Origin of the sequence: Stenotrophomonas sp. P2112 (genome assembly GCF_041897515.1) — a bacterium.
Classification (GTDB): Bacteria; Pseudomonadota; Gammaproteobacteria; order Xanthomonadales; family Xanthomonadaceae; genus Stenotrophomonas; species Stenotrophomonas sepilia.
On sequence record NZ_CP169216.1, the window covers coordinates 1401215 to 1427750 of the forward strand.

At 67.0% G+C, this 26536-nt stretch carries 23 protein-coding genes; 1 reads left to right on the forward strand and 22 read right to left on the reverse strand.

The annotated features are described in order from the left end of the window. Positions 1–43: 43 nt before the first annotated feature. Complete coding sequence (locus tag ACEPA4_RS06520; RefSeq protein WP_065177441.1) at positions 44–1351, reverse strand: polyhydroxyalkanoate depolymerase; 1308 nt, start codon at positions 1349–1351, stop codon at positions 44–46. Positions 1352–1444: 93 nt separating this feature from the next. After that, complete coding sequence (locus ACEPA4_RS06525) at positions 1445–2035, reverse strand: class I SAM-dependent methyltransferase (RefSeq protein WP_065186374.1); 591 nt, start codon at positions 2033–2035, stop codon at positions 1445–1447. 187 nt (positions 2036–2222) lie between these two features. On the opposite strand from ACEPA4_RS06525, the gene ACEPA4_RS06530 reads away from it, so the two are divergent. Then, positions 2223–2678, forward strand: a complete 456-nt coding sequence (locus ACEPA4_RS06530) for a CopD family protein (protein ID WP_053497082.1) — start codon at positions 2223–2225, stop codon at positions 2676–2678. Positions 2679–2991: 313 nt separating this feature from the next. Here the strand turns inward: ACEPA4_RS06530 and ACEPA4_RS06535 are convergent, their stop codons facing one another. The 20 genes from ACEPA4_RS06535 to ACEPA4_RS06630 form a co-directional block, all read right to left on the reverse strand. Then, positions 2992–3951: an acetyl-CoA carboxylase carboxyltransferase subunit alpha gene (locus ACEPA4_RS06535; protein ID WP_065177439.1), complete on the reverse strand. Its 960-nt coding sequence runs from the start codon at positions 3949–3951 to the stop codon at positions 2992–2994. Between the two features lie 113 nt (positions 3952–4064). After that, positions 4065–4934: a hypothetical protein gene (locus ACEPA4_RS06540; protein ID WP_262090883.1), complete on the reverse strand. Its 870-nt coding sequence runs from the start codon at positions 4932–4934 to the stop codon at positions 4065–4067. Between the two features lie 55 nt (positions 4935–4989). After that, complete coding sequence (gene dnaE, locus ACEPA4_RS06545) at positions 4990–8580, reverse strand: DNA polymerase III subunit alpha (RefSeq protein ID WP_262090884.1); 3591 nt, start codon at positions 8578–8580, stop codon at positions 4990–4992. A 237-nt stretch (positions 8581–8817) separates the two neighbouring features. Further along, positions 8818–9477, reverse strand: a complete 660-nt coding sequence (locus tag ACEPA4_RS06550; RefSeq protein ID WP_005415842.1) for a ribonuclease HII — start codon at positions 9475–9477, stop codon at positions 8818–8820. Next, positions 9474–10676 carry a lipid-A-disaccharide synthase gene (gene lpxB / locus ACEPA4_RS06555; RefSeq protein WP_262090893.1) on the reverse strand — a complete coding sequence of 401 codons (1203 nt, stop codon included), beginning with the start codon at positions 10674–10676 and terminating at the stop codon, positions 9474–9476. Before lpxB ends, ACEPA4_RS06550 begins: the two co-directional genes overlap by 4 nt. Positions 10677–10729: 53 nt before the next feature. Beyond that, a complete protein-coding gene (gene lpxA, locus ACEPA4_RS06560; RefSeq protein WP_005415844.1) occupies positions 10730–11521 on the reverse strand; it encodes an acyl-ACP--UDP-N-acetylglucosamine O-acyltransferase in 792 nt (263 codons plus the stop codon). 16 nt (positions 11522–11537) lie between these two features. Beyond that, positions 11538–11996, reverse strand: a complete 459-nt coding sequence (gene fabZ / locus ACEPA4_RS06565; RefSeq protein WP_005415845.1) for a 3-hydroxyacyl-ACP dehydratase FabZ — start codon at positions 11994–11996, stop codon at positions 11538–11540. After that, the gene (lpxD, locus tag ACEPA4_RS06570) at positions 11993–13015 is read right to left on the reverse strand and encodes a UDP-3-O-(3-hydroxymyristoyl)glucosamine N-acyltransferase (RefSeq protein WP_065186372.1); all 1023 of its coding nucleotides are present in this window, start codon (positions 13013–13015) and stop codon (positions 11993–11995) included. The genes fabZ and lpxD overlap by 4 nt, the downstream gene beginning before the upstream one ends. Before the next feature lie 497 nt (positions 13016–13512). Then, positions 13513–15876, reverse strand: coding sequence for an outer membrane protein assembly factor BamA (gene bamA / locus ACEPA4_RS06575; protein ID WP_065177435.1), 2364 nt, complete (start codon positions 15874–15876; stop codon positions 13513–13515). Between the two features lie 74 nt (positions 15877–15950). After that, complete coding sequence (rseP, locus tag ACEPA4_RS06580; protein ID WP_061480177.1) at positions 15951–17309, reverse strand: RIP metalloprotease RseP; 1359 nt, start codon at positions 17307–17309, stop codon at positions 15951–15953. A 55-nt stretch (positions 17310–17364) separates the two neighbouring features. Beyond that, a complete protein-coding gene (locus tag ACEPA4_RS06585) occupies positions 17365–18555 on the reverse strand; it encodes a 1-deoxy-D-xylulose-5-phosphate reductoisomerase (RefSeq protein ID WP_164229798.1) in 1191 nt (396 codons plus the stop codon). Between the two features lie 2 nt (positions 18556–18557). Further along, the gene (locus ACEPA4_RS06590) at positions 18558–19394 is read right to left on the reverse strand and encodes a phosphatidate cytidylyltransferase (protein ID WP_005415851.1); all 837 of its coding nucleotides are present in this window, start codon (positions 19392–19394) and stop codon (positions 18558–18560) included. After that, on the reverse strand, positions 19391–20158 hold the full coding sequence (gene uppS, locus ACEPA4_RS06595) for a polyprenyl diphosphate synthase (protein WP_032954050.1): 768 nt from the start codon (positions 20156–20158) through the stop codon (positions 19391–19393). Before uppS ends, ACEPA4_RS06590 begins: the two co-directional genes overlap by 4 nt. A 5-nt stretch (positions 20159–20163) precedes the next feature. Further along, the gene (frr, locus tag ACEPA4_RS06600; RefSeq protein ID WP_005415853.1) at positions 20164–20718 is read right to left on the reverse strand and encodes a ribosome recycling factor; all 555 of its coding nucleotides are present in this window, start codon (positions 20716–20718) and stop codon (positions 20164–20166) included. A gap of 96 nt (positions 20719–20814) precedes the next feature. Further along, positions 20815–21543 carry a UMP kinase gene (gene pyrH / locus ACEPA4_RS06605; protein ID WP_005415854.1) on the reverse strand — a complete coding sequence of 243 codons (729 nt, stop codon included), beginning with the start codon at positions 21541–21543 and terminating at the stop codon, positions 20815–20817. Between the two features lie 120 nt (positions 21544–21663). After that, complete coding sequence (locus ACEPA4_RS06610; protein ID WP_065186369.1) at positions 21664–23199, reverse strand: GGDEF domain-containing protein; 1536 nt, start codon at positions 23197–23199, stop codon at positions 21664–21666. A 259-nt stretch (positions 23200–23458) separates the two neighbouring features. Next, positions 23459–24334 (reverse strand): translation elongation factor Ts, encoded by an 876-nt coding sequence (gene tsf / locus ACEPA4_RS06615; RefSeq protein ID WP_005415856.1) that lies wholly within the window; start codon positions 24332–24334, stop codon positions 23459–23461. 125 nt (positions 24335–24459) lie between these two features. Then, a complete protein-coding gene (gene rpsB / locus ACEPA4_RS06620) occupies positions 24460–25266 on the reverse strand; it encodes a 30S ribosomal protein S2 (protein ID WP_005408748.1) in 807 nt (268 codons plus the stop codon). Positions 25267–25424: 158 nt separating this feature from the next. Next, entirely contained in the window at positions 25425–26183 is a 759-nt protein-coding gene (locus tag ACEPA4_RS06625) for a molecular chaperone (RefSeq protein ID WP_231109106.1), read from the reverse strand. Further along, positions 26183–26401 (reverse strand): hypothetical protein, encoded by a 219-nt coding sequence (locus ACEPA4_RS06630; RefSeq protein ID WP_061480195.1) that lies wholly within the window; start codon positions 26399–26401, stop codon positions 26183–26185. Before ACEPA4_RS06630 ends, ACEPA4_RS06625 begins: the two co-directional genes overlap by 1 nt. Positions 26402–26536: the final 135 nt, after the last annotated feature.

The window sequence follows — 26536 nt, forward strand, 5'->3', positions numbered from 1 at the left end:
CAGTGCCCTTCCCGTTGGAAAGGGATCCGACCCCTGCCGGGAATCAGCCCGCCTTTCGCCGCAACGGAGTGACGTTGCTCTTCTTCTTCGTGGCCCTCGCCGCCGGTGCCTCGGCATGGGCAGCGAAGAAGTCGCGCACCTTCGGATACACCACCTCGCGCCAGCGACGGCCGCTGAAGATACCGTAGTGGCCGGCGCCTTCGACGATGAAATGCTCGCGGCGGTCAGTAGCAATGCCGGTGCACAGCGCCTGCGCTGCTTCGGTCTGGCCAAGGCCGGCGATATCGTCCAGTTCGCCCTCGATGCTCAGCAGCGCGGTATCGCGGATCGCCGACGGGTCGACCTTCTCGCCGTTGACCACCCACTCGCCACGCGGCAGCAGGAAGTCCTGGAACACCACGCGGATGGTATCCAGGTAGTACTTGGCCGGCATGTCCAGCACCGCGTTGTACTCGTCGTAGAAGCGACGGTGCGCGTCGGCGTCTTCCAGGTCGCCCTTGACCAGGTCGGTGTAGAAATCCCAGTGCGAACTGAAGTGGCGGCTGGGGTTCATCGACAGGAAGCCGGCGTGCTGCAGGAAGCCCGGATACACGCGGCGGCCGGCGCCGGGATAGCTGGCCGGCACGGTGTGGATGACGTTGTTCTCGAACCACGACAGCGGGTTCTGCGTGGCCAGGTTGTTCACCGCGGTCGGGCTGCAGCGGGCATCGATCGGGCCGCCCATCATCACCAGGGTGCGCGGTGTCGGCTCGCCACGGCTGGCCATCAGTGAAACCGCGGCCAGCACCGGTACCGTCGGCTGGCACACGCTGACCACGTGCAGGCGTTCGACGCCCAGATGGCGGATGAACTCCTGGATGTAGGCGATGTAGTCGTCCAGGCCGAACTCGCCTTCGTTGGCCGGCACCATGCGCGCGTCCACCCAGTCGGTGACGTACACACGGTGGTCGCGCAGCAGCGTGCGCACCGTATCGCGCAGCAGCGTGGCGTGGTGCCCGGACAGCGGTGCCACCACCAGCACGAACGGCTGGTTGAGCATGGTGTGCAGCTGGTCGGCTTCATTGCTGTGGCGCTTGAAGCGCAGCAGCTTGCAGAACGGCTTGCTCACTTCCTCGTGCACGACGATCGGCACGCGCTCGCCGTCGACCTCGATTTCGTTGATGCCCCACTCGGGCTTCTCGTAATCCTTGCCGATGCGGTGGAACAGCTCATTGACCGCCGCCAGACGATCGGCGCCGGGCATCTGCGACCACCAGTGGCCCGGGTTGGCGAAGAATTTGGCGTTGGCCTGGGCCTGGTGCACCCAGGGGGCGAGCAGGTTGCGGGTCAGTTCGTGCAGTTGATAGAGCATGACGACCGAATATGTATGGTCATATGTTGCCGCGCAGCATATCCCATCCGGGTGTCCCGCAGGTTAAGTTGGCTGAAAATAATGAATCCGGATTCACATCCGTTCCAGCGCGGCGGCATCGCCTGCCAGGGCGGGGCCGAGCCAGCAGTGCGACCCTACCGGCTGCAGGCCGTGCCGGGCCAGCGTCCGCCGATACCAGCGTGCTGGGCGGGCCTGGAAGCCGTCGTGGTCGCCTTCGAACGCGTCCTCGGCGGCGAAGGTCTCCAGGAAGGCCACACCGCCGGTCAGCTCGGCCACGCCGGCCAGGCCGGCGCGCAGCTCGCGGTCGGGCACGTAGTGCATCACGTCCGAACACACCAGCAGGTCGACCGGCGCGCAGGGCCGCAGCCAGGCGAAATCGCCGAAGCTGGCCAGGTGCAGGTTGCGGGTGCGGCCATAGCGGCGCACAGCGTACTCGCTGCTGTCGAAGCCCAGGTATTCGACCTTCGGACGCTGCTTCAGCAGCGGTGCGCGCCAGGCGCCTTCGCCGCAGCCGATGTCCAGCACACTGCGGATCGGTCGTTCCAGGTAGTACTCGGCACTGGCCACGGCCAACGCGACCTTGCGCGCCAGGCGGGCGCTGCCGCCGATGTCGGCGCGGCGGTACCAGCGTTGGAAGTAGGCGGCGTCGTAGGTCTTGTCCATGGGGCGGTGCGCGATCAGGGAAAACGGTGCCTATCGTACGGCGTTGCGCCCCCGGGTGTGGCGGACCCGCAGTAGAGCCACGCCATGCATGGCTGTCCTGATGCGGCGATTGGACGCGGCAGCCACCCATGAGGTGGCTCTACTGCGACAATAGGCGCCCATCTACGCCAGCCGCCGGAGCGAGCGCATGCAGAGCTACTACTGGGTCAAGACCTTCCACATCGTGTTCGTGGTGGCGTGGATGGCCACGGTGTTCTACCTGCCGCGCATCCTGGTCAACCTGGCCGAGACCGCAGGCCAGCCGGCGGTGACCGAGCGCCTGCAGCTGATGGGCCTGCGCCTGTACCGTTTCGGCCACTCGATGTTCGGCCTGGCCTTTGTGCTGGGCCTGGTGCTGTGGCTGGGCTACAAGGTCATCCCGGATTTCCCGACCATGGTCGCGCCGGGCGGCGCTGGCTGGCTGCACGCCAAGCTGGGCCTGGTGGTGGTGCTGCTGGTGTATTTCAGCTGGATCGGCCGTCTGTTGAAGGGCGTGGCCAAGGGCAGGGCGCTGCCGTCGTCGCGCGCGCTGCGCTGGATCAACGAGATTCCGTTGCTGGCGTTCATTCCGATCGTGTGGCTGGTGCTGGCAAAGCCGTTCTGACCGTCCGTTATCCGTAGAGCCATGCTTGGCTCTACGGGTTCGCGTGATTCTTCGCCAAAGCAGAGGCATCCACGCATGGCGTGGATCTACTGGGCGCAGCTGTGGCTTTTGATGTTCAGGTCCGCCATGAGCGAGCCGAGCATCGCAGGTGAACCAGGGGCGAAGAGGTGCCGATGTCTGAGCGCAGCGAGTTCGGCGCCGTCCCCTGATTCACCGAGAAGCGCAGGGAACCGGTACATAGCACCGGTTCGCGTTCGGCGGCGTGTTCTTTGGTTACTTTCTTGCACGAGCAAGAAAGTAACAAGCCGATGAATCAGGCCGCTTCGTACGTGCCGTAGCTGCGCAGGCGGGTGTAGCGCTGCTCCAGCAGCTGTTCGGTGGACAGCTTGTCCAGCGCGTCCAGTTCGTTCAGCAGCACGGCCTTCAGGCGCTTGGCCATCTGGGTCGGGTTGCGGTGGGCGCCGCCGGTGGGCTCGCGCACGACCTTGTCGACCAGGCCCAGGCTCTTCAGGCGCGGCGCGGTCAGGCCCAGCTGCTCGGCGGCTTCCTTGGCCTTGCTGGCGTCCTTCCACAGGATCGAGGCGCAGCCTTCCGGGGTGATGGTCGAGTACACCGCGTATTCCAGCATCACGGTGCGGTCGCCCACGCCCAGCGCCAGCGCGCCGCCGGAGCCGCCTTCACCGATCACGGTGCAGATGATCGGCACCTTCAGCTCGGCCATCTCGATCAGGTTGCGCGCGATGGCCTCGGACTGCCCGCGCGATTCGGCGTCAATACCCGGCCAGGCGCCGGCGGTGTCGATCAGGGTCAGCACCGGCAGGCCGAAGCGCTCGGCCATCTTCATCAGGCGCAGCGCCTTGCGGTAGCCCTCCGGCTTGGGCATGCCGAAGTTGCGCTTGATCTTTTCCTTGGTGTCGCGACCCTTCTGGTGGCCGATCACCATTACCGCGCGGCCATTGATGCGGGCCAGGCCGCCCATGATCGCCTTGTCGTCGGCGAAGGCGCGGTCACCGGCCAGCTCCTGGAACTCATCGAACATGACGCGGATGTAGTCGGCGGTGTACGGACGCGACGGGTGCCGGGCCAGCTGCAGCACCTGCCACGAGGTCAGGTTGCGGAAGATCTGCGCGGTGCGCATGCGCAGCTTGTCCTGCAGCGCGTGCACTTCCGCCTCGACATTGACCGCCGGCCCGGCACTGGCGTTGCGCAGTTCCTGGATCTTGGCTTCCAGGTCGGCGATGGGTTGCTCGAAGTCGAGGTAGTTCGGATTCATCGGAAGCCGTCGTGTAAAGAAGGGGGCAATTCTAGCCGAATGCGTGCAAACCACCCGTACGCCTTCGTCTGGAAGGCGACGGTAGCGCAGCCGGGCAGGCGGCGCCAGTCAGCTCAGGGCACCACCAGGGCGCTGCGGCCCATCAACTGGCTGCGCTGGGAAACGAAGTCGTTGTAGGCCTCGTTGGCCTCCCGGCCCAAGCCGCCGCCCAGGGTGGCAGTGGCCGAGGTGAAGGCCATCTGCGCAGCGAAGTCCTGCTTGCGCAGGGCCTTCTGTTCATCGGCGGTGGTGGCCTTCAGCCATCGCGCGTAGACCTCGCGAAGCGGCGCGGCATGCGCCTCGAAGGCCGGTGCCAGCGCCGGCAGGCTGGCCGGTGCCGGTTCAAGGCTGTATGCCGGGGCCACGTAGCCGGCCGGCTGTTCGCGCTTGAACGCGCCCGGCTCGCCCATGCCTTCCTCGACGTAGGCGATGAAATCCGGTGCCGTGAACACCTTGGCGACGATCTGGCCACCACTGGAATCGACGTGGGCGACCACCTTTTCCTTCGGGAACGGTTCGCGCACGCCGTAGGTCCAGGTCTTGTCGATGAACAGGTCGTGGTGCTTCTCGAAGGGGCCCTCGAAGTCGACGCCGCCCAGCTCGATGCCAGCCTTGCCGGTGCCGAAGTTCTTCAGCTTGCTCTCGTCGGTGACGTAGACCTCGCGTGCGATCACGTATTCGCTCAGGGTCGGGTTGATCAGGCCGCCACGACCGTCGACGTAGACGATGAAGCGCACCTCGCCGAGCGTGTCGGTATGCAGGCGATGCTCGCCAACGGCCAGCGAGACCGGGCGCGAGCCGTGCGCGGCCACCGGCAGGTCCTGGCCGTCGATGCTCAGCGCCAGCGGCGTGTCGGTCGGGTTGTCGATCTGGAACTCGATCTTCGACGGCGAGCAGGCGGCCAGCGCCAGTGCGGCAACGAACGGGAACAGCAGGGTCTTCATCGGCAATCGTCCTTGATACTTGGAACGGGGAAACAGGAACACGAAGCAGCCAGCCTCAGCTGGCCCACGGCGGGCTGTAGCGCACCTTCAGCGTACGCACGGCGGGGTCGGCGCGCAGCGCCTCCATCAGCTTGGAATCGATGCGCACTGCGCTCTGCCCGGAGACATCCAGCATGCCGGCGACACCGCCGTGCGGGCCCTTCAGCAGCAGGTCCAGGCGCAGCGGCGTCCGCCCCGGGCGATGGCGGTCGAGCAGGGCATTGATGCGCTCCCAGACCGGGCGCTGCTGGCGCAGGTCCAGGCGCAACGACAACCGCGTGGCGTAGTTGGCGCAGACTTCGTCGAAGTCCCAGCACTGGCGGATGCGCAGTGCGTAGCCGCCGTTGAATTCGTCCTCGCGCAGGCCGCCCTTGACCACCAGGATGCGGTCCTTGGTCATCAGGTGGCCGAACTCGGCCATCGCATCGGAGAACGCGCTGCACTCCACGCGGCCGCGACCGTCCTCCAGCTGGATGAAGATCTGGCTCTCACCCTTGCGGCGCACGCCGACCACCTGGCCGGCCAGCACGGTCTGCACTTCCGGGCGCCAGCGCTTCTCGCCGCCACCGCCGCCGCCGCTGTTGGCGCTCCAGATCTTCTCCACCGAACCCAGGTCGTTGCCGACCAGGTCGCGCACATCGTCGCGCCAGGGATCGAACGGGTGGCCGCTGAGGTAGAAGCCCAGCGTGTCGCGCTCGCCGTTGAGGCGCTGCAGCAGCGGCCATTCTTCGGCTTCGGGCAGGTCCAGCTGGATCGACACGGTGCTCGGATCGGGCCCGCCAAACAGCGAATTCTGCCCGGACGCACGCTCACGTGCCATCTGGTCGGTGGCCTTGATCACTTCCGGCAGCTGCAGCATCAGCGAGGCACGGTTGCGGCCGAGCTCATCGAGCGCGCCACAGTTGATCATCGCTTCCAGCGTGCGCCGGTTGAGCTTGGCCGAGCCGACGCGGGTGCAGAAGTCCAGCAGATCCTTGAACGGTCCGCCCTTCAGTCGTTCCTCGACCACTGCTTCGCAGGCGCCCTGCCCGACGCCCTTGATCGCGCCCAGGCCGTACTGGATCGTGTCCGGTGTGACCGCTTCGAACATGAAGGCCGACTGGTTCACCTTCGGCGGCAGCACGGTCAGGCCGAGGTTGCGCACCTCGTCGAGGAAGCCGACCACCTTGTCGGTGTTGTCCAGGTCCGAAGACAGCGTGGCCGCCATGAACTCGGCCGGGTAATGGCGCTTCAGCCAGGCGGTCTGGTAGCTGACCAGTGCGTATGCAGCGGCGTGCGACTTGTTGAAGCCATAGCCGGCGAACTTCTCCATCAGGTCGAAGATTTCGTCGGCCTTGGGGCCGTCGACGCCGCCCTTGGCTGCGCCTTCGCGGAAGATCTCGCGGTGCTTGGCCATTTCCGCCGGCACCTTCTTGCCCATCGCGCGTCGCAGCAGGTCAGCGCCGCCCAGCGAGTAGCCGCCGACGATCTGCGCCATCTGCATCACCTGCTCCTGATACACCATGATGCCGTAGGTGTCCTTCAGGATCGCTTCGGTGCGCGGATCGGGATAGATGATCTCTTCCTGGCCGTGCTTGCGCGCGTTGAAGGAGGGAATCAGGTCCATCGGGCCGGGGCGATACAGCGACACCAGCGCGATCAGGTCTTCGAAGCGGTCGGGGCGCGCGTCCTTCAGCAGGCGGCGCATGCCCGAGGATTCGAACTGGAACACCGCGCCGGTGTTGCCGTTGGCGAAGATGTCCTTGTAGGTGGGCGCATCGTCGAGCGGGATCGCGGCAATGTCGACCGGCGGAATGCCCGCGCGTTCGTGGCGCTTGTTGATCGCCTTCACCGCCCAGTCGATGATGGTCAGCGTGCGCAGGCCGAGGAAGTCGAACTTCACCAGGCCCACTTCTTCCACGTCGTTCTTGTCGAACTGGGTGACCGGGTTCTTGCCCAGGCCGTTCTCGTCGTGTTCGGCGTACAGCGGGCAGAACTCGCTCAGCGGCTCGGGCCCGATCACCACGCCGCCGGCATGCTTGCCGGCGTTGCGGGTCAGGTCTTCCAGCTGCAGCGCCAGGTCGATCAGGTCGCGGACATCGTCCTCGGTCTCGTAGCGCTGGATCAGTTCCGGCGACGCCATTTCCGAACTTGGGCCTTCCTTGCCCTTGCCCAGCGCATCCTTCAGGTGGATGCCCAGGATGTTGGGGATCAGCTTGGAAACGCCATCCACCAGGCCGTACGGGAACCCGAGCACGCGGCCGGAGTCGCGCACCACCGCCTTTGCGGCCATGGTGCCGTAGGTGATGATCTGGCTGACGCGCTCGCGCCCGTACTTGCGCGCGACGTAGTCGATCACCTCGTCGCGGCGGTCCATGCAGAAGTCGATGTCGAAGTCGGGCATCGACACGCGTTCCGGGTTCAGGAATCGCTCGAACAGCAGGTTGTACGGCAGCGGGTCCAGGTCGGTGATCTTCAGCGCCCACGCCACCAGCGAGCCGGCACCCGAACCACGGCCGGGACCGATCGGGATGCCCTGGTTCTTGCCCCACTGGATGAAGTCGGCCACGATCAGGAAGTAGCCGGGGAAGCCCATTTTGATGATGGTGTTGAGCTCGAACTCCAGGCGCTCGAAGTACTCCTCACGGGTCTTGCCCGGCGCCAGCGGATTCTTCGCCAGGCGCTCTTCCAGGCCATCGCGCGACATCTTCTGGATCCAGGTGTCCAGGGTCTCGTCGTCGGGCACCGGGTAGTTGGGCAGGAAGTAGGTGCCCAGCCGCATCTCGATGTTGCAGCGCTCGGCCAGCGCCAGCGTGTTGTCGATCGCATCGGGGATGTCGGCGAACAGCGCGCACATCTCCTCGGCCGACTTCAGGTACTGCTGGTCGCTGTACTCGCGCGGGCGCTTGGGATCGTCCAGCACGCGGCCGGTGGAAATGCACACGCGCGCTTCGTGCGCGCTGAAATCCGACGGCGACAGGAAGCGCACGTCATTGCTGGCGACCACCGGCAGGCCGCGCTGGCCGGCGGCCATCAGCGCGAACTGGTTGAAGGTTTCCTCGCCCTCGCGGCCGGTACGGGTCAGCTCCAGGTGCAGGCCATCGCCGAACACGCGCTGCCAGTCGGCCAGCTGCTGCTCGGCCAGTTCATGCTTGCCGTCCAGTGCCAGGCGCCCGGCCAGGCTCTGCCGTCCGGCCAGCGCGAACAGGTTGGCGTTGCCGGCCTTCAGCCAGTCCGGGTGGATGGCCACACCGCCTTCCGGGCGATGGCCTTCCATCCAGGCGCGGGTCAGCAACCGCGACAGGCTCAGGTAGCCCTCGCGGTCGCGGCACAGCAGGGTCATCCGCCACGGGTCCTGGCCTTCCTCGGCGATCAGCACGTCGGCACCGGCGATCGGCTTGATGCCCACGCCTTCGGCGGCCTTGTAGAACTTGACCAGGGCGAACAGGTTGTTGAGATCGGTCACCGCCAGCGCGGGCAGGCCGAGCTCCACCGAGCGCGACAGCAGGTTGGCCTGCTTGGCCTTCTTCGGGTCCGCCTGGTCCGGCTTGGCCGGCACGCGGATGGTCGAGTCCGCCAGCGAGAACTCGGTGTGGACGTGGAGATGTACGAAGCGGGAGTTGGACATGCCGGACCAGGTTGGAGCGCGCGGGCCCCGGGTGCTGACGGAGGTTCGTCGCCGGGGTCGGGAAGCGCTGGAATGCCCGGTCAGGGTAGCGAGGGCAGGGGGTTGCCACAAGGCTTGACAGGGGCACGGCGTGGCGCCGGATTCAGGCGTGCGGGAGGCCGCCTTCTGTAGCGCCGAGCCCATGCTCGGCTGTCCACAGCTGCCGAGCATGAGCTCGGCGCTACAACGCCAGCAGGCTCAGGCGATGGCCGCGACAGCCGGCGCTTCCAGGCACTCGCGCACCGGGGCGAAGCTGCGCCGGTGCTCCACGCAGGGGCCGTGCTCGCGCAGGGCGGCCAGGTGGGCCGGAGTGCCATAGCCCTTGTGCTGCTCGAACCCATACTGGGGGTGGCGGGCGTGCACGTCCTGCATGTAGCGATCGCGCGAGACCTTGGCCAGGATCGAGGCGGCCATGATCGCGCGGTCGATGCCATCGCCGCCGACCAGCGCCTGCGCCGGCAGTACCAGGCCCTTGGGCACCACGTTGCCGTCGATGCGGGCGAAGCCGGCCACGTGGGCGACCGCTGCAACGACGTCACGCATGCCCTGCAGGGTGGCCTGGTAGATGTTCAGGCGGTCGATGGTGTCCACGTCCACCAGCACCACATGCCAGGCCAGGGCGCGCTCGACGATGCGGTCATGCAGCTGCTCGCGGCGGGCAGCGGTCAACTGCTTGGAATCATCCAGGCCGTTGATCCGTGGCCGTGACGGATCGAATACCACCGCCGCCACCGCCACCGGCCCGGCCAGCGGGCCACGCCCGGCCTCGTCGACACCGGCGACCAGGCGCTCCGGCTCGACCACTGCCGTACCGTCGAACAGGGCCAGGCTTGCTGCTGCGGCGTGGCGGCGGCTCATGCCTGCGCCTGGTCGCGCATCAGCAGCTCGCCGACGGCATCGGCGGCACGCGCCGAGGCGTTGCGTCGCAGTCGCTCGTGCAGGCGCACATAAGTGTCCTGCAGGTCGATCACCCGCTGCGGGTGGTCGAACCACTGCTGGATGGCCGCGGCCAGCCTGTCCGGCGTGCAGTCGTGCTGCATCAGCTCCGGTGCCAGGTCCTGGCCGGCCAGGATGTTGGGCAGGGCGAAGCGGTCGACCTTGATCAGGCCAAGCGCCTTGACCAGTCGATAGGTCAGTTCGTTGACGCGGTAACCGACCACCATCGGCCGCTTCACCAGCATGGCTTCCAGGGTCGCGGTGCCGGAGGCCAGCACCACCACGTCGGCGGCGATCATCGCGTTGCGCGCCTGGCCGTCAAGCACGTGCGAGTAGGCCACCGGCAGCGCCGAGCGCGACAGCTGTTCTTCGATCAGCTGCCTGCAGGCCGGGTTGGCGGCAGGCACCACCACATGCAGGCCCGGAATGCGTTCGGAGACCTGCCAGGCGGCTTCGAAGAACGGTTCGCCCAGGCGCGAGATCTCGCCGAGGCGGCTGCCCGGCAACACCGCCAGCACCTTGGCCGAGGCCGGCAGGCCGAGCGCGGCGCGTGCTTCCTCGCGGTTGCCCTGCAGCGGAATGTCATCGGCCATCGGGTGGCCGACGAAGCGCGCGTCGATGCCGTGCCGGGCATAGATCGGCGGCTCCATCGGGAACAGGCACAGCACCAGGTCGGCGCTGCTGCCGATTTTCTCGGCGCGCTTTTCGCGCCAGGCCCAGACCGACGGGCTGACGTAATGCACGGTGCGCACGCCACGCTGCTTCAGCCAGCGCTCGATGCCCAGGTTGAAGTCGGGGGCGTCGATGCCGATGAACACGTCCGGCTGCCAGTCCAGCGCACGCTGGCGGAACGCCGAGCGCAGCTTGAGCAGGCGCGGCAGGTGGCGCAGCACTTCGGTCAGGCCCATCACCGCCAGCTCGCTGGCATCGTGCCAGGTCTGGCAGCCGGCGCTGCGCATGGCATCGCCGCCGATACCGGCGAACTCGGCATTCGGGAAGCGTGCCTTCAGGTCACGCACCAGGCCCGCACCGAGCAGGTCGCCGGAGGCTTCGCCGGCAACCAGCGCGATCCGCAACGGGCGCTCGCTGAGCACCCGCTGCGCGGGAACGCTGCCGGCCATCGAGGCCAGCGGGATCACCGCGGCGCCGGCCGGCGCCTGGCCGGTCGAGCTGCTCATCGCAGCAGGGGCCTCTCGGCGTGCTCGATGAAGTCCAGCATCGCCTTCACGTCGTCGCTGTCACGCGCCTGTTCGGTCAGCTGCACCTTGGCCTCTGCCAGCGGCAGGCCCGCGACGTACAGCGTGCGGTACGCACGCTTGATGGCCGAAATGCGGTCAGCGTCGAAGCCGCGCCGCTTCAGGCCTTCGCTGTTGATGCCACGCGGGCGTCCCAGCGAATCGGTGCCGACCATGGTGAACGGCGGTACATCACCATTGGTCAGCGCGCCCATGCCGAGGAAGGCATGCGCGCCGATGCGGCAGAACTGGTGGGCACCGGCGAAGCCGCTGATGATCACGTAGTCGCCCACGGTCACGTGGCCAGCCAGAGTGGTGTTGTTGGAGAACACGCAGAAGTTGCCGACATGGCAGTCGTGTGCCACGTGCGTGTAGGCCAGCATCCAGTTGTCGTTGCCGATGGTGGTGATGCCGCCGCCGCCGCCGGTGCCACGGTTGAGCGTGACGAACTCGCGGAACACGTTGCGATCGCCGATCACCAGTTCGGTACGCTCGCCGCCGAACTTCTTGTCCTGCGGCTCGCCACCGATCGCGGCATGGCCGACGAAGCGGTTGTCGCGGCCGATCCGGGTCGGGCCGTGGATGCTGCAATGGGGGCCCACCACCGTGCCGGCACCGATTTCAACATCGGGGCCGATCAGGGTGAAGGCGCCCACCTGGACATCGTCGGCCAGGCGTGCGGCCGGGTCGATGACGGCGGTGGGGTGGATCCGCGGTGCGTTGTCAGTCATTGCTGCCTCCAGTGGATCAGCCCTTGGCGCCGGCACACATGACCTCGGCCGACGCGACGACTTCGCCGTTGACCTTGGCTTCGCCGTAGTACCAGCCCATGTTGCGGATCAGGCGCTTCATCTGCACGTCCAGCATCAGCACGTCACCGGGCACGACCTGCTTGTTGAAGCGGGCGTTTTCCACCTTGACCATGTAGAACAGCTTGGACTGCGCATCGCGGCCGAGCGTGAGCTGGGTCATGACGCCGCCAGCCTGCGCCAGCGCTTCGATGATCAGCACCCCGGGCATGATCGGGCGGCCCGGGAAGTGGCCCTGGAAGAACGGCTCGTTGATGCTGACGTTCTTCTGCGCCAGGATCCGCTTGGCCTCGACGTCGAGTTCAAGCACCCGGTCCACCAGCAGGAACGGGTAGCGGTGCGGAAGCAGTTCCTGGATCTGGCAGACGTCGATCGGAAGCTGCAGCGAATCGTTCATTCTTTCTCCTTGCCAGCAGCCAGAACGCGGCGAGCCAATGCGTCCAGCTGCTTGAAGCGCGCGGCGTTCTTGCGCCACGTGCGGTTGTCGGTCAATGGGGTGCCGGACGAATACTCGCCCGGCTCATGGATGGAGTTGCGGACCACCGACTTGCCGGTGATCACGACCTTGTCGCAGATCTCGAGGTGGCCGACCACGCCAACGTGGCCGCCGAGCAGGCAGTAACGGCCGATCTTGGCGCTGCCGGCGATGCCGGTGCAGCCGGCAATGGCCGAGTGGGCGCCGATCTGCACGTTGTGGGCAATCTGCACCAGGTTGTCCAGGCGAACATCCTCGGCAAGGACGGTGTCTTCCAGCGCGCCACGATCAACACAGGTATTGGCGCCGATCTCGCAATCATCGCCGATGCGGACACCGCCGAGCTGCGGCACCTTGATCCACTTGCCAGCGTCCATCGCCAGGCCGAAGCCATCGGCGCCGAGTACGGCACCGGGATGCACGCGCACGCGCTTGCCCAGCGTGACCCGGGTGACCAGGGTCACGCGGGCGATCAGCTCACAGCCGGTATCCAGGCTGCAGTCCTCGCCGATCACGCTGCCGGTGCCGATGATGCAGTTCTCACCGACGACGCTGCGCGCACCGACCGTGACGAACGGGCCGATATGGGCGCTGGCGGCGACCTGGGCGCTGGGATCGATCACTGCGCTGGGATGGATGCCCGGCGGGCGGGTCGGCGCGATGTCGAACAGCGCGGCAATCTTGGCGAATGCGGTGTACGGGTCCTTGGCGACGAGCGCGGCGCCGGGGGCGGCCTCGACGTCATCGGCACGCAGGACCACCAGCGAAGCCCGGCTGTCGGCCAGCTGGACGCGATAGCGGGGGTTGGCAAGGAAGGTCAGCTGGCCAGGACCGGCATGGGCGAGGGTAGCCACGCCATGGATGGCGGTAGCGGGATCGCCATGGACCTGCAGGCCGAACTGCTCGGCGAGTTGCTGGGCGGTGTAGGTGGGAGTATTCACGGCGGGAGTTTAACGTGTGACGCCATTTCGGTCATGCGGGGGGGCATATGCAGCCAACGGCAGGGCCCCTCACGGCCGGCAGAGCCAGTGTCATGGGCTGGGTCGGACGGGGCGGGGCTGCGGGGGGCGGCGCAAGTACGTCCATGTAGCCTTGGTCGCCGCATCCATGCGGCTCACACCCCCGCAGCCCCACCCCGTCCGACCTCCGACGGCCTGGCGCGAGTGCCAGCCACGGAAAAACAGAAAAGATCAAAAGCAGAGCGGGCGCTTCCGGCATCCAGGCCAAACGAAAACGCCGGGCAGAGCCCGGCGCTTCGCACCCCGTCTGGTGGAGAGCCCCCTTTGTTAAGGGGGGGGCGCGCCCCTGGGAATCGCAGGAGCGATTCCCAACGTTGCTATGCAACGGCCCGAAGGGCGCATGCCATGGATGGCATGCGTAGCGGCGCGGGGGATAGGTGGAATGCGGGGGCAGTTCTGGCGAACCGCCTCGCGGTTCGTCAGAACTGCCCACCGAACGTGAATTGCAGGCGTTCGATCTTGTCATCGTCTTCCTTCTTCAGCGGGAAGGCGTAGCTGATCGAGATCGGGCCGACCGGGGCGCGCCACAGCAGGGCCACACCGGTGGATACGCGCAGCTCGTTGGCCTTGAAGTTGTCCACGCCGGTATACACGTTGCCGAAGTCGACGAAGGCCGACACGCGCGCCGACGGGCTGTCGAACAGGCGCGGGAAGTAGGCTTCCACCGAACCGACGGTCTTCAGCGAGCCACCCAGCGGCTGGCCTTCTGGGTAGCCGCGGGTAACTTCGCGCGGGCCGAGGGTGTTGTCCTCGAAGCCGCGTACCGAGTTGGTACCACCGGCGTAGAAGTTCTCGAAGAACGGCAGGCCGCTGGCGGTGACGGTGCGGGTGGTGCCATCCGGATTGGTCAGCGTACGGGTGTAGTCCTTGCCGTAGGCATCACCGTAGCCGATTTCGGCGCGGGTGTTGATCACCAGCGACGGCATGATCGGCCAGTACTTGCTGATCTGGTAGTTCAGCTTGTAGTACTCGATGGTCGAACCCGGCAGCGTGGTTTCCAGGCCCACGCGCTGGTAGGTACCGCGGGTCGGCATGAAGTAGTCGTTGCGCGAGTCGCGCGCCCAGCCCAGCTCGGTGCGCCAGGCATGGAAGGTGCGCTTACCGACGGCGTTGATGTAGTCGATGATCGACTGCGGGGTCGAGCCTTCGTAGGTGGTGATCTGGTTGCTGTCGATGCCGAACATCAGCGAGACGGTGTCGGTCTCGGTCAGCGGCACGCCGAACACCACCTGCGCGGCACCGTTGGTGCTGTTGTACTGCGCGGTGTTGAAGTCGGAGTAATCCAGTTCGCGCCAGGACAGGTTGTAGCCCAGCGACACGCCGTCATCGGTGAAGTACGGGTTGGTGTAGCTGAAACCGTAGCGCTGCAGGTAGCTGCTGCGCGAGGCTTCGACCGACACGCGGTTGCCGCCACCGAGGAAGTTGTTCTGCGACAGCTGCACCGAGGTGGTCATGCCGTAGGACTGCGAGTAACCCAGGCCGAACACGAAGCTGCCCGAGGTGGTTTCCTTGACGTTGTAGACGACGTCGACCTGGTCGTTGCTGCCGCTGACGGCCGGGGTCTCCACTTCCACCGATTCGAAGTAGCCCAGGCGCTGCAGGCGGATCTTGGAGCGGTCGATCGCGGCCTGCGAGTACCAGCTGTTCTCGAACTGGCGCATTTCGCGACGCATCACTTCATCGGACGTGCGGGTGTTGCCGCGGAACAGGATGCGGCGCACCGACACGCGCGGGCCGGGCACGACCTGCATGTTGATGGCCACGGTCTGCTCGGCGCGGTTGGTGGTCGGGATCGGGTTCACCTTGGCGAACGCGTAGCCGATGTTGGACAGCGAATTGGTGATGGTGTCCGAGCTGAATTCCAGCAGGGCACGCGAGAACGTGTCGCCGGACTTCTGGATCACCATGCGCTCGACGTCCTCCTGCGGGAGGATGGTGTCGCCGCTGACCTTGATCTCGGAGATCTTGTACTGCGCACCCTCGGTCACGCCCGCGGTCAGGAACATGTCGCGCTTGTCGGGGCTGATCGAGACCTGGGTGGAATCGATGCTGAAATCGACGTAGCCGCGATCCAGGTACCAGGAGTTGAGCTTTTCCAGGTCACCGGACAGCTTTTCCTTGGAGTACTGGTCGTCACGGCGGTACCACGACGCCCAGTTGTGCTCCTTGGACTCCCAGGTCTCCAGGATGTCCTTGCTCTCGAACTTCTCGGTGCCCACCAGGTTGACGTGGCGGATCTTGGCGGCCTTGCCTTCCTTGATGGCGATGGCGATGTCCACGCGGTTGCGGTCCAGCGGGCTCACCGTCGGGGTGATGTCGACGTTGTACTTGCCACGGTCGTTGTACTGGCGGCGCAGTTCCTGGGTCACGCGGTCCAGGCTCAGGCGATCGAAGGTGCCGCCCTCGGTCAGGCCGATGTCGGACAGGCCCTTGAGCAGCTGGTCGGACTTGATGTCCTTGTTGCCGGTCACGGTCAGCTTGTTGATCGCCGGGCGTTCCTTGACGGTCACCACCAGGATCGTGCCCTGGCGGTCCAGCTGCACGTCTTCGAAGAAGCCGGTCTTGTACAGGGCGCGGATCGTCTCGCCGACCTTGTTGTCGGTGATCGTCTCGCCGCGTTCCACCGGCAGGTAGGTGAACACCGTGCCCGAGCTGATGCGCTGCAGGCCATCGACGCGGATGTCGCTGACAGTGAAGGGCTCGGCTGCCTGGGCCAGGGCGGGAGCGCCGGTGACGGCGGCGAGGGCGAGGGCCAGCAGGCGGCGATTGGGGAGTCGCGTCATGTCACGTCCGGTAGGAAGGTCGATTTCATTGGTGCGGGATGCCGACGCTGTAGACGGCAACAACGTGGAAAAGTTCATCGCGGGACCAGGCCGAGGATGTCGTTGTAGAACGCCAACCCCATCAGCCCGGCCAGCAACGCCAGGCCGATGTATTGGCCGGCGGCGATGGCACGCTCGCTCAGCGGGCTGCCCTTGACCAACTCGATAAGGTAATACAGCAGGTGGCCGCCGTCCAAGATCGGGATCGGCAGCAGGTTGATGATGCACAGGCTGAGCGACAGCAGGGCAAGGAACTGCAGGAACCAGTCGAGGCCGCGCTTGGCCGAGACATTGGCCACGCGGGCGATGGTGACCGGCCCGGAAACGTTCTGCAGCGAGGCCTTGCCGGTCACGATGCGACCCATCATGCCCAGCGAGTCGGCGGCCAGGCGGCCGGTCTCGCGCACCGCCACGGTCACCGCATCCAGCGGGCCATAGCGCAGCAGGGTGTCGTAGGCGGGGCTGTAGCTGGTGGGGAAGCCGACGCCGATCTGCCAGACCGGATTGCCCTTGCCGTCCTTGCCCTGGCGCGGGGTGACTTCCAGCGCCAGGCGCTCGCCGCCACGCAGGACCTCGATCATTCCGGGCCCGCCGGCACGGCCCAGGGCCTGGATCTCGCCGATCACCTGGTCGACGCTGTCGATGCGCTGGCCATCGATGGCCACGATCAGGTCGCCTGGCTGCAGTTGCCCTGCCACCACGGAGTCCGCAGTCAGCGACTCCACTTGCGCCGGCTGCAGCCACGACTGCCAGTGCAGGCCAGCCAGGATCGGCACCCGCCGCTCATCGAAACCCGCCGGCAGCTGCGACAGCGGCAGGGTGCGCGTGCGTACCTGGTCGGCCGTATCCAGCACTTCCAGCTTCACGTCGCGGCGGTCCATCGCGGCTGCGGTCAGCGCCATGCTGGCCTCGCCGAGGGTGACCACCTGGCGGTCGTCCACGCGCAGCACGCGGTCGCCGCTGGCCAGGCCGGCACTGGCGGCGATGCCGCTGACACGGCCGATGGTGGGCGAGTAATCCTGCTTGCCAATCACGAACATCGCCCACAGCAGCAGGATGCACAGCAGCAGATTGGCGATCGGGCCGGCGGCAACGATCGCGATGCGCTGCCAGACGGTTTTGTGGTTGAAGGCCTGGCCGCGCTCGTGCGGGTGGACTTCGACCTCGCGTTCGTCGAGGAACTTCACGTAACCGCCCAGCGGGATGGCGGCGATGGCGAACTCGGTGCCGTGCCTGTCGCGGCGCGACCACAGCGGCCGGCCGAAGCCGACCGAGAAACGCAGGATCTTGACCCCGCACAGGCGCCCGACCCAGTAATGCCCGAACTCGTGGAAGGTGACCAGCAGCCCGAGGCTGACGATCATCCACCAGACCGATCCGATGAAGTCAGTCATGCAGGCTCACAGTGGTGGGCAGGGGCGGCGGCGTCATGCTGGGCGAGGCGGTCGTTCAGGCGGCGTCGATGGCGTTCAGGGTGAGCTGGCGTGCCCGCTGGTCGGCGGACAACAGGATCTCCAGTGTATCGGCTGGCTGGGTCGGCAGTGTTGAAAGAGCGTTAGCAACCAGCTCCGGGATCGTCAGGAAACCGATCCGGCCCTGAAGAAACGCTGAAACCGCCTCTTCATTGGCGGCGTTCAGCACCGCCGGTGCGGTGCCGCCGGCCTGCATGGCCTGCCAGGCCAGCGCCAGGCAGGGGAAGGCGTCAGTATCCGGGGCCTCGAAATCCAGGCGGCCCTGGACCAGCAGGTCCAGCCCGGCCACGCCCGATTCGATGCGCTGCGGCCAGCCCAGGCCGACGGCGAGAGTGGTGCGCATGTCCGGCAGGCCCATCTGGGCCAGGGTCGAGCCATCGACGAACTCGACCAGCGAATGGACCAGGCTCTGCGGGTGCACCAGCACCTCGATGCGCTCGCCGGGCACGCCGAACAGGTGGTGGGCCTCGATGACTTCCAGGCCCTTGTTCATCAATGTCGCCGAATCGACCGAGATCTTCGGCCCCATCGACCACTTGGGGTGGGCAACGGCCTGGGCCGGGGTGACCTGGGCCAGTTCGGCGCGGCTGCGGCCACGGAACGGGCCGCCGGAGGCGGTCAGCAGGATCCGGCGCACGCCGGCGCCGTCGACACTGGCATCGCGCGAGCGCAGGCACTGGAAGATCGCGCTGTGCTCGCTGTCGATCGGGATGATTTCGGCACCGGCACGTTCGGCCGTCCGGGTCAGCAGTTCGCCGGCCAGCACCAGCGATTCCTTGTTGGCCAGCAGGATGCGCTTGCCGGCGGCCGCGGCAGCCAGGGTCGAGGACAGGCCGGCCGCGCCGACGATGGCCGCGACCACGGTATCGCAGGCATCGCTGGCGGCCAGCTGGTCCAGCGCGGCCTGGCCGGCATGGGCCTCGGTGGCAAGGCCGGCCTCGCGCAGGCCGTCACGCAGTTCGGCGAACAGCGATGCGTCGGCGATCACCGCGTGCGCGGGTCTGTGCTGGCGGCACAGCGCCAGCAGCGCCTGCACCTGGCGGCCGGCAGCGAGCACCGTGGCCTGGTAGCGGTGCGGGTGGCGGGCGATCACGTCCAGCGTGGAGGCGCCGATCGAGCCGGTAGCGCCGAACACGGCGACCCGGCGCAGGTCTGCAGCAGCATTCATGGTCAGAACCCGAAGATTTCCTTGCCCAGCGCGAACACCGGCACGGCGGCGAGGACGCCGTCGACCCGGTCGAGCACGCCACCGTGGCCCGGGATCAGGTGGCCTGAGTCCTTGGCGCCGGCATGGCGCTTGATCAGGCTCTCGAACAGGTCGCCCAGGACCGAGGCGAACACCGCCACCACCGCGGTGATCAACAGGCCGGGCAGGTGTGCGGCATCGATGCCAGCCAGCCAGCCCAGGCCGAGGGCCACGGCGACACCGGCCAGCAGGCCGCCGAACAGGCCTTCCCAGGTCTTGTTGGGGCTGATCCGCGGCGCCAGCTTGTGCTTGCCGAAATGGCGGCCAGCGAAATAGGCGCCCGAGTCGGCCGCCCACACCAGCGCCAGAGCAGCCAGCAGCCACAGGTGGCCCTGCTGGCCCGGCGGATCGCCGCCGGCATGGATCAGCACCAGCGCGGCCCAGGCCGGGACGATGGCCAGGGTACCGGCCAGCATCTTCAGGATCCGCGAGGGTGCCGACGGCTGTGCACCGAAGTTGAAGAAGCGCAACCAGAGCAGCGCGGCCAGCCACCAGGCAACGCCGGCCAGCGTGGTTATCTGGAACAGGACCAGGGTGCTGCCATCGGCCCAGACCAGCAGCACCATCAGCAGCAGGTTCAGCACCAGCAGCACGGTGCGCGCCAGGGTGTCTTCGATACCGGCCAGCTTCAGCCATTCCCACAGGCCGATCAGCAGCACGGCGGCGGCGGCGGCGGCCAGCCATTGCGTGGGCAGCAGCAGGATCGCCGCAATGGCTAGCGGCGCCATGATCAGCGCGGCAAGGACTCGGGTCTTGGTCATGGGCTGGAAGTCTCGGTGGCCAGTGCGGCAATCTGGGCGCTGGTCAGGCCGAAACGACGCTCGCGACCGGCATAGGCGTCGAGCGCCTGCTGCAGCTGCCCGGCGTCGAAGTCCGGCCACAGGGCCTCGGTGAACCACAGTTCGGTATAGGCGAGCTGCCACAGCAGGAAGTTGCTGATGCGGGTGTCGCCGCCGGTGCGGATGAACAGGTCCGGCGGCGGCAGGTCGGCCAGGGCCACCTGGCTGCCCAGCAGCGCTTCGTCGATCTGCTCGGGCAGCAGGCGACCGGCCGCCACTTCGACGGCCAGGGCGCGCGCGGCGCGGGCGATGTCCTGGCGGCCACCGTAGCTGGCAGCGATCGACAGGGTCAGGGTGGTGTTGTCGGCGGTGCGCTGCTCGGCCAGCTGCATGCGGCTGACCAGCCCGGCGCCGAAGCGCTCGCGTTCGCCGATGAAGCGCACGCGCACGCCACGCCGGTGCAGCTCGTCCACTTCGCGGTCGAGTGCACCGAGGAACAGCTTCATCAGCGCGTCCACTTCCTCCTGCGGCCGGCCCCAGTTCTCGCTGGAGAAGGCGAACAGGGTCAGCGCCGGAATGCCCAGTTCAAGGCAGCGCTCGATGGTGCGGTTGACCGCGCGCGCGCCGGCACGGTGGCCGATCACCCGGGGGCGACGGCGCTGCTGTGCCCAACGCCCATTGCCATCCATGATGATGGCAATGTGGCGGGGCAGGGAGGCAGGCAACGGAGGCGGGACTGAAGGCATCGACTTCAGACCGACAGCAGTTCTTTTTCCTTGTCGGCAACGACCTTGTCGACGTCCTTGATGTTGGCGTCGGTCAGCTTCTGGATGTCGTCTTCGCCGCGCTTCTTCTCGTCTTCGCTGATCGCTTTGTCCTTGACCAGCTTGGCGATTTCCTTGTTCGCGTCCTGACGGATGTTGCGGATCGCGATCTTGGCGCCTTCCCCTTCCTTCTGCACCTGCTTGACCAGCTCCTTGCGGCGCTCTTCGGTCGGCGGCGGCATGTTGATGCGGATCGCGGTGCCCAGCGTGTTCGGAGTGAACTCGGCGTTGTAGAGACCCTTTTCGATCTCCTTGATCATGCCTTTGTCGAACGGGGTGACCAGCAGCGAGTGGGCGTCGGCGTTGGAGATCGACGCGACCTGGTTCAGCGGGGTGCTGGCGTTGCCATAGGCGCTGACCGTCACGCGGTCCAGCAGGGCCGGGGTGGCACGGCCGGTCCGGATGGAGGTGAGGGTGTGCTTCAGAGCGTCAATGCTCTTGGCCATGCGCGTCTGCGCGTTGTTCTTGATGTCGTTGAGCATCGCCCGGTCCTGGATGTATCTGGAATCGGGCGATTATAGGCGAATACGGGACGCTGCCGGGCCTGAATCGGCCCGGTCGTCGCTTTGCGCTCAGGCTCAGGCCGGGTCGCGGCCCTGGACCAGGGTGCCGATGTTCGCGCCGTTGAGGATCTTCAGCAGTTCGCCCGGCTGGCCCATGTCGAACACGCGCATCGGCAGGTCGCTGTCGCGGGCCAGAGCGAAGGCCGCTGTGTCCATCACTTCCAGGCCGCGGCGGATCACTTCGTCGTAGCTCAGGCTGTCGAAGCGGACCGCATCGCTGTGCTTGTTCGGGTCCTTGTCGTACACGCCATCGACCTTGGTGGCCTTCAGCAGCAGGTCGGCGCCGATCTCGATCGCGCGCAGTGCGGCGCCGGAGTCGGTGGTGAAGAACGGGCTGCCGACGCCGGCAGCGAAGATCACCAGGCGGCCCTTTTCCAGGTGGCGGATGGCGCGGCGGCGGATGTAGTCCTCGCACACGTCGTTGATCTTGATCGCGCTCATCACCCGGGCCTTGGCACCCAGCTTCTCGAGGGCGTCCTGCATGGCCAGGGCGTTGATGACGGTGGCCAGCATGCCCATCTGGTCGCCGGTTACGCGGTCCATGCCGCCGGCGGCCAGGCCGGCGCCGCGGAAGATGTTGCCACCTCCGATCACCAGCGCCACTTCGGCACCGGCCTGCTGGGCTTCGATGACCTCACGGGCGAGGCGATTGATGATCTTGGGGTCGATGCCGTAGTCCTCGTCTCCCATCAGCGCCTCCCCGGAGAGTTTCAGAAGGATGCGGCGATAGGCGAGCTTGGACATGGGGACCTCGGGTGCGTGGAAATCGCGGGCGATTCTACGCGCATGCGGCGTTGTGCCAAAGTGTTTTGTGCACTGCGGCGCAGAATCTGGTGGTTCGCCCGGTCTGCCGGGGCGCCCCGTTCAGCCCAGTTCGGCGCTGGCTGTGGCCGACAGCTCGTCATGGCCCAGCGCCCCCGGCGAGCGGGCGATCACCCGGTTGCGGCCCAGGTTCTTGGAGCGGTACAGCACATCGTCGGCGGCGCGCAGCAGGTCCTGGACGTCGGCGAAGCGCTCGTAGCCGCCCTGGGTGGCCACGCCGGCGGAGAAGGTGACGAACAGCGGACCACCCTCCAGCTCGGCCATCGGCGTGGCGACGATGTTGGCCAGCACCCGGCGGATCACGTCCAGGGCCACGCTTTCGCTGGTGTTGGGCAGCAGCGCGACGAACTCCTCGCCGCCGAAGCGGGCCACGGTGTCGCTGTTGCGCAACTGGCCCTGCAGCTTGCCGGCGAAGGCGCGCAGCACCTCGTCGCCGGTCAGGTGGCCGTGGGCGTCGTTGATCTTCTTGAAGTCGTCCAGGTCGATGAAGGCCACCGACAGTGGCCAGCCCTGGCGGCCGGCACGCAGGAATTCCTGCTCCAGCACCGCTTCCAGCTGGCGGCGGTTGAGCACGCCTGTCAATGCATCACGATGGGCCTGGTCGGCCAGGCGCTTGGCGCGCGCCTCGAATTCGTCGGCACGGCGGCGTGCCTGGTCGGCATCCTGCAGTTCGCGCAGGTTGCGCAGCGTGGCCAGTTCCTGCGCATGATCGATCAGCTCGCGCACCCGCGCCGGAGAATTGAGGCCGGCATCGAACAGGCTGGCGATGTCGGGCAGGGCCTCGCTGATGCGGGCCAGCACCTGGTCGAAGCGCGCGCTGTCCAGCTCCAGGCGGTCGTGCACCTGCTGCAGGGCGCGCTCGCGCGCGGCATCGGCGTCGCTATCCAGCCAGATGTCGGCCACTGCGCCGGACAGTTGCACGCAGGCCTGGAATGGCGATTCGGCGGCGTCCTCGTCCTCGCTGTGGCTGATGCTCTCCACCAGGTAGCGGGGCAGGCCCCATTGCTCGGCCACCCAGGCGCCGACGTCGGCGTGGCTGCAGCCCAGCGCCTCGCGCTCGAGGGAAACCAGGTCGATGTTGTCGCGTGCTTCGCGCAGCAGCGGCAGGTAGCGCTCCGACTCGGCCTGGGTCAGGCACAGCACGCCCAGGTCCTGCAGCAGTCCGGCCAGCATCAGCTCCTCCAGCCGGCGCAGGCCGCGCGCCTGGCCCAGCTGGCTGGCCGCCAGGGCACTGAGGATGCTGCGCTTCCACGCGCGCTGGCGCAGGTCATGATCGGCGCCACCGCCGGTCAGGCCCTGGGTGACGGTGAAGCCGAGGGCGAGGCTGATCGTGGCGTTCAGGCCCAGCATGGTCAGCGCCTGGCCGAGGTTCTCGATGCGGCGGCGGCTGGCATACAGCGGCGAATTGGCGATGCGCAGCATGCGAGCGCTCAGCGCCATGTCGATGGCGATGATGTCGGCGGCGGTGGCGATGTCCGCTTCCGGGTCCTGAGCCAGTTCGATGATGCGCAGGGCAATACCGGGTGGCGAAGGCAGGTTGCGGCAGAGCGCCAGGGCAGCTGTCAGCTCGGGAGGCATGTCGGGTCGTTCAATTCCATTGGGGCAAGAATACCTAGGAATGCATCACAGTCCGCGATTTTCGTTCCTGCTAAGTGACTGAGGATTCCCTGCGACTGAGTATCGGCTTGATTCGAGCGCAACGCAAAGGTGCCGGTTGTGCGCACCAACGGTGCGCACCCACCGATGGGCCATGGGTTAATCCCTAGGCCCATGCATAAAAAAAGAGCCGCGGTTTCCCGCGGCTCCTTCTGGTCGTTTCACAGCCGAAGGGCTGGAATCAGACCTGCATCGCCTTGGCAACTTCGGCGGCGTAGTCTTCCACCACCTTTTCGATGCCTTCGCCGACGATCAGCAGCTTGAAGCCTGCCACGTCCGCGCCAGCGGCCTTGACCACCTGCTCGACGGTGGTGTCGCCCAGCACGTAGGTCTGGCCGTACAGGGTCACGTCGCTGACGATCTTGTTGATCTTGCCGCTGATGATCTTTTCCAGGATGTCGGCCGGCTTGGCCTTGTCCTTCTCGGTCATCTTGGCCAGCTCGATTTCCTTTTCCTTTTCGACGAACTCGGCCGGAACGTCCGCAGCCTTGTTGTGCGGCGGCTTCAGCGCGGCCACGTGCATCGCCAGGCCACGGGCCAGCTCGACGTCGCCGCCGATCAGGTCGACCAGCACGCCAACCTTGCCGTTGGTGTGGACGTAGGCACCGATGTTGCCGGTGGTGTCGACCTTGACCATGCGGCGGATCTGGATGTTCTCACCCAGGGTCTGCACGGCGGTGGCGCGGGCTTCTTCAACGGTGCGGCCGTCGGCCAGCGTGGCGGCCTTCACGGCTTCGACGTCGGTGGCGCCCGATGCCAGGGCAGCGGCAGCGACGGCGTTGACGAAGGACTTGAAGTTGTCATCGTTGGCGACGAAGTCGGTTTCCGAGTTGACTTCGACCAGCACGGCCTTGCCGCCGTCCTGGGCCAGGCCCAGACGGCCTTCGGCGGCCACGCGGTCAGCCTTCTTGTCGGCCTTGGCAGCGCCGGACTTGCGCATGGCTTCAGCAGCGGCGTTGATGTCGCCGTTGGCTTCGGTAAGCGCCTTCTTGCATTCCATCATGCCGGCGCCGGTGCGCTCGCGCAGTTCCTTGACCAGGGAAGCAGTGATTTCCACGGGATTACCTCACGAAAGAAAGGGGTTGGGCCGGCATGGTGGCCGGCCCGTGTGACACGGTCCTGTCACGCGCCAGGGGCTGCGTGCAGGGAGGGTGGACGCCGGGCGTCCACCCGGGGCCTGGATCAGGCCTGGGCGTCGTCGCCCTTCTTGGCAGCCTTCTTGGCCGGAGCGCGGCGGGCCGGCTTCTCTTCGCCTTCAGCAGCGGCTTCAGCGAACTCTTCCTCGCGCACCGAAGCGGCGTGCGGGGCAGCGGCCTTGCCTTCCAGCACGGCGTCGGCAGCGGCGCGGGCGTACAGCTGCACAGCGCGGATGGCGTCGTCGTTGCCCGGGATGGCGTAGTCCACCAGTTCCGGGTTGTAGTTGGTGTCGACCACGGCGATGACCGGAATGCCCAGCTTCTTGGCTTCCTTGATCGCGATGTCTTCGTGGCCGATGTCGATCACGAAGATGGCGTCCGGCAGACGGTTCATGTCCTTGATGCCGCCCAGCGAGGCTTCCAGCTTGTCGCGCTCGCGACGCAGGCCCAGCACTTCGTGCTTGACCAGCTTCTCGAAGGTGCCGTCGGTTTCACCGGCTTCCAGTTCCTTCAGGCGGGCAACCGACTGCTTGACGGTACGGAAGTTGGTCAGGGTGCCGCCCAGCCAACGCTGGTTCATGAACGGCATGCCGCAACGCTCGGCTTCTTCCTTGATGGTTTCGCGGGCGCTGCGCTTGGTGCCCAGGAACAGGACGGTGCCGCGCTTCTGGGCAACCGACGAGATGAAGTTCATCGCATCGTTGAACAGCGGGACGGTCTTTTCCAGGTTGATGATGTGGATCTTGCCGCGGGCGCCGAAGATGTACGGAGCCATCTTCGGGTTCCAGTAGCGGGTCTGGTGGCCGAAGTGGACGCCGGCTTCCAGCATCTGACGCATGGTGACCTGGGGCATTGCAATACTCCTGATATGGAACCAGCGATTCCGCCCGCGGGATAGGTATGCGGGACGCGTGGAAGCGCGATCGGTTCCGGGGTTGGGCTTCCCTGTTGCCTCCGTGGCCGAACTCCTCGCGGAGCACCCCGGCACGGATGGGGGCAGCAGGTGTGGATTCACCGGTGACGTCCGGTGTGGACGGGCTCCCGCGCACGCAGGCGGCAGGAATCCGGTCGATTATAGCCCGCTGGGGCGTCCGCTGCAATTGCAGGGTCAGATGCGGCCAGATCGACCTCGCGGCCGTCCTGCAGACGGGCCCGGAAGTGGCCGCCCACATAGCCATCGGGGCGGGCAGGCAGGGGCCAGCGGCGTTCATGGCCTGCGAGGATATAGCCGGCCAGCCCGGCCACCAGCAGCGACGATTGGCCGTCGGCCGCTATGAATCGCAGATCGTGCAGGCGGCCATGCAGCGTACTGGAATTGCTGAGTCGCAGCATGGGCTGAGGCCCAAGTGCCTCGACGCGGGCCTGCAGCCGGGCATGCAGCGCTGGCGCCGCTGGGCTGCGGAACAACGGCAGCGAGTAGCGGGGCAATCCCGGCAAGGCCGGCGCCAGCACGATCCGATAGGCCTGTTCACCCACCGATGCTGGCGGACCGCCTGGCAGCAGCCAGACGCGCTGGGTGCTGCCAGGGGCCAGGTCCAGCCGCGCAGGGCTGACCCGGATCCGGTCGCTGGGCTGCAGTCGTTCGGCGTCCAGTTGCTGCTCCCAGGCCAGCACCTGCACCTGCCCCTGCCAGCGGCCGGGCCCCGGATTGCGCAGCCACAGTTCCGCGCGGCCGCCTTCGGCGGGTAGCTGCAGGGTGGTCGGCAACAGCTCCAGCGCCGCCGAGGGCTGCGCCAGCAGCAGTCCAAGCAGGATCAGCAGCGCGCGCATCAGTAGATGAGGGTCACGGAAGGCATTGCGCTGTCGTCTGTCGCCGGTGGTGCGAGGTCGCGGACCTGGGGCGGCACCTTGGGGGCGTCACTGCGCTGGTGTGGCGCCGCGCAACGGGGAGCGCCGGCATCGTCGCTGCAGGATTCGACCACGGTCAGCCGGATCTGCAGCGTGCTGCTGCGCGGTTCGGCGCGGGCCGGCGTGCTGGCGACCAGCATCGCCCCGATCAGAAATGCGCGAACCACCTGCCACCCACCGTGCTTAAAGACTCGCTGCGCGGTATCGGCCGGACGCCCCGCAACTGTAGCGCCGAGCCCGCGCTTGGCACGGGCTTCGCTCCGGTGGGGGCCGAC

What these genes read in the sequence shown, in the direction of transcription:
- ACEPA4_RS06520 (WP_065177441.1), bottom strand. Translation starts at nt 1,351, where the DNA reads ATGCTCTATCAACTGCACGAACTGACCCGCAACCTGCTCGCCCCCTGG.
- ACEPA4_RS06525 (WP_065186374.1), bottom strand. Translation starts at nt 2,035, where the DNA reads ATGGACAAGACCTACGACGCCGCCTACTTCCAACGCTGGTACCGCCGC.
- ACEPA4_RS06530 (WP_053497082.1), top strand. Translation starts at nt 2,223, where the DNA reads ATGCAGAGCTACTACTGGGTCAAGACCTTCCACATCGTGTTCGTGGTG.
- ACEPA4_RS06535 (WP_065177439.1), bottom strand. Translation starts at nt 3,951, where the DNA reads ATGAATCCGAACTACCTCGACTTCGAGCAACCCATCGCCGACCTGGAA.
- ACEPA4_RS06540 (WP_262090883.1), bottom strand. Translation starts at nt 4,934, where the DNA reads ATGAAGACCCTGCTGTTCCCGTTCGTTGCCGCACTGGCGCTGGCCGCC.
- dnaE (WP_262090884.1), bottom strand. Translation starts at nt 8,580, where the DNA reads ATGTCCAACTCCCGCTTCGTACATCTCCACGTCCACACCGAGTTCTCG.
- ACEPA4_RS06550 (WP_005415842.1), bottom strand. Translation starts at nt 9,477, where the DNA reads ATGAGCCGCCGCCACGCCGCAGCAGCAAGCCTGGCCCTGTTCGACGGT.
- lpxB (WP_262090893.1), bottom strand. Translation starts at nt 10,676, where the DNA reads ATGGCCGGCAGCGTTCCCGCGCAGCGGGTGCTCAGCGAGCGCCCGTTG.
- lpxA (WP_005415844.1), bottom strand. Translation starts at nt 11,521, where the DNA reads ATGACTGACAACGCACCGCGGATCCACCCCACCGCCGTCATCGACCCG.
- fabZ (WP_005415845.1), bottom strand. Translation starts at nt 11,996, where the DNA reads ATGAACGATTCGCTGCAGCTTCCGATCGACGTCTGCCAGATCCAGGAA.
- bamA (WP_065177435.1), bottom strand. Translation starts at nt 15,876, where the DNA reads ATGACGCGACTCCCCAATCGCCGCCTGCTGGCCCTCGCCCTCGCCGCC.
- rseP (WP_061480177.1), bottom strand. Translation starts at nt 17,309, where the DNA reads ATGACTGACTTCATCGGATCGGTCTGGTGGATGATCGTCAGCCTCGGG.
- ACEPA4_RS06585 (WP_164229798.1), bottom strand. Translation starts at nt 18,555, where the DNA reads ATGAATGCTGCTGCAGACCTGCGCCGGGTCGCCGTGTTCGGCGCTACC.
- ACEPA4_RS06590 (WP_005415851.1), bottom strand. Translation starts at nt 19,394, where the DNA reads ATGACCAAGACCCGAGTCCTTGCCGCGCTGATCATGGCGCCGCTAGCC.
- uppS (WP_032954050.1), bottom strand. Translation starts at nt 20,158, where the DNA reads ATGCCTTCAGTCCCGCCTCCGTTGCCTGCCTCCCTGCCCCGCCACATT.
- frr (WP_005415853.1), bottom strand. Translation starts at nt 20,718, where the DNA reads ATGCTCAACGACATCAAGAACAACGCGCAGACGCGCATGGCCAAGAGC.
- pyrH (WP_005415854.1), bottom strand. Translation starts at nt 21,543, where the DNA reads ATGTCCAAGCTCGCCTATCGCCGCATCCTTCTGAAACTCTCCGGGGAG.
- ACEPA4_RS06610 (WP_065186369.1), bottom strand. Translation starts at nt 23,199, where the DNA reads ATGCCTCCCGAGCTGACAGCTGCCCTGGCGCTCTGCCGCAACCTGCCT.
- rpsB (WP_005408748.1), bottom strand. Translation starts at nt 25,266, where the DNA reads ATGCCCCAGGTCACCATGCGTCAGATGCTGGAAGCCGGCGTCCACTTC.
- ACEPA4_RS06625 (WP_231109106.1), bottom strand. Translation starts at nt 26,183, where the DNA reads ATGCGCGCGCTGCTGATCCTGCTTGGACTGCTGCTGGCGCAGCCCTCG.
- ACEPA4_RS06630 (WP_061480195.1), bottom strand. Translation starts at nt 26,401, where the DNA reads ATGCTGGTCGCCAGCACGCCGGCCCGCGCCGAACCGCGCAGCAGCACG.